A 2,046-nucleotide genomic window follows, 5' to 3' on the forward strand; every position below is an offset into this window, starting at 1 on the left:
CCCCCCCCAGCCGCCGGCCGAGCCCGGTGGTACGTCCGTGCGCGGCGGCGGCCGTACGGCGGCGCCTGCGGAGCAGTCCGCGCAGGATCGCCGGGATCTCGGCCGTGGTGAGCGCCGCCCGCTCGCGCGCTCCCTCGGCGATCAGCACCGGGACGAGCAGCGCCTCGTCGCGGGCGGTCGCGGTGTCGAACAGCGCGAGTCCCGTTTCCACCGGCAGCGGAGCCAGGTCCGAGCGGGCCATACGGCCCAGATCGGAGTCGCTCAGCGCGCCGGTCATACCGCCGCCGTCCTGGGCCCATGGTCCCCATGCCAAAGAGACTGCGGGCAGCCCGAGGGCGGTACGGTGCAGGGCCAGCGCGTCCAGGAAGGTGTTGGCGGCGGCGTAGTTGCCCTGTCCCGGGCCACCGGTGATCCCGGCGACCGAGGAGTAGAGGACGAAGCCGGCCAGCCCGAGACCGCTGGTCGCCTCGTGCAGATGCCAGGCCGCGTCCGCCTTCGGACGCAGTATCCGGTCGATCAGCGCGGGCGTCAGTGAGCCGACGGTGGCATCGCCGAGCACTCCGGCCGTGTGGACCACGGCGGTCAGCGGATGTTCGGCCGGTACGTCCGCCAGCAGTCCGTCCAGCGCCGTACGGTCGGCGACATCGCAGGCGGCGACGGTCACCTCGGCGCCCTGGGCGGCCAGTTCGGCCCGGAGTTCCTCGGCGCCGGGCGCGTCGGGGCCGCGCCGGCCCACGAGCAGCAGATGTTTGATGCCGTGCGCGGCCACGAGATGCCGGGCCAGCGCGCCGCCGAGCGCGCCGGTGCCGCCGGTGATCAGGACCGTACCGTCGCGGTTCCAGGACCGGATCCCGTGCTCGGGCGACGGGACAGGGCCCTGGGGCAGCCGCGTCAGCCGGGCCACCCGGATCTCGCTGCCGCGCACCGCCGCCTGGGTCTCTCCGGCGTCGAGCAGGGCGGGCAGCGCGGGCAGGACAGTACGGAGTGTGGTGGCGGTGTGGGTGTCTCGGAGATCCTCCAGGTCGAGCAGGAGGAAGGCGCCCGGGTACTCCGACTGGGCGGAGCGGACCAGGCCCCAGACCGGGGCCGCGGCGAGATCCCGTACATCCTCCCCGGCGGCGGTGGCGACCGCGCCACGGGTGAGGAACACCAGCCGCGATCCGGCGGTTCGGCGGTCGGCCGACCAGGTGCGGAGCAGATCCAGTACGGCGCCGGTCACGGCCCGCATCCGAACGGGAAGCGGTTCTTGATGTTCGTGATGGCCCGTCAGATCGCTGATGGCCGGGGCCAGTACGAGGTCGGGCAGCGGCTCTCCGGAGTCGAGGAGTTCGCGCAGCGATCCTGCCCGTACGAAGGAGCCGTCCACCGCGGTCAGGGTGTCTCCCAGGACCGCACAGCGCCGACCGGTGAAGGACGCGGTCGTATTCGGCGCGGTCGGCGCGGGCACCCAGTCGAGGCCGAACAGCGGGCTCGGGCGCCGTTCGTCGGCCTCGGCCGCGGTCTCCACCTCGGCGGCCGGACGCAAGGTCAGCGAGCGCACCGAGATCACCGGTGCGCCCTCCTCGTCGACGGCCACCAGCTCCACGGTGTCCTGGCCGGTCGCGGTCAGCCGTACGCGCAGTGCCGTGGCTGCGCCTGCGTAGAGCGTCAGTCCCCGCCACTCGACCGGGACGGTCCCGGTGAGTGTGCTGAGAGTGCCTTCGGCGGCTTCGGTGCCCAGCAGGCCCGCCGCCCGGACGGCGGCCGTCAGCAGCGCCGGGTGCATCGCGAACGTCCCATGCGTACGGGCCTCTTCCGCGAGGGCGACCTCGGCGAAGACCTCGCCGTCCTGGAGCCAGGCCGCCCGCAGACCGGACGCGGAGCCCGCTTCGGCCGGCTCCGGGTCCTCGTACCGGGACAAATCCACGGGTACGGCCCCGGCCGGCGGCCAGGGCCCGGCGCCGATCTCCAGGTCCGGTGCCCGGTGCCCGGCGGCCAGCACACCGGTCGCGTGCAAGGTCCATGGCAGCTCGGCGGCGGCTTCGGCTCGCGCGTGCACGGGCAGCG

Annotated in this window: 1 protein-coding gene; it reads right to left on the reverse strand. The window is 74.3% G+C overall.

The genetic code is table 11. The features are described from left to right. The coding region (locus GA0115259_RS17885; protein ID WP_141716611.1) for an SDR family oxidoreductase at positions 1-2,046 on the reverse strand (2,046 nt) is incomplete at both ends.

It is taken from the genome of Streptomyces sp. MnatMP-M17 (assembly GCF_900091995.1).
Taxonomy (GTDB): Bacteria; Actinomycetota; Actinomycetes; order Streptomycetales; family Streptomycetaceae; genus Streptomyces.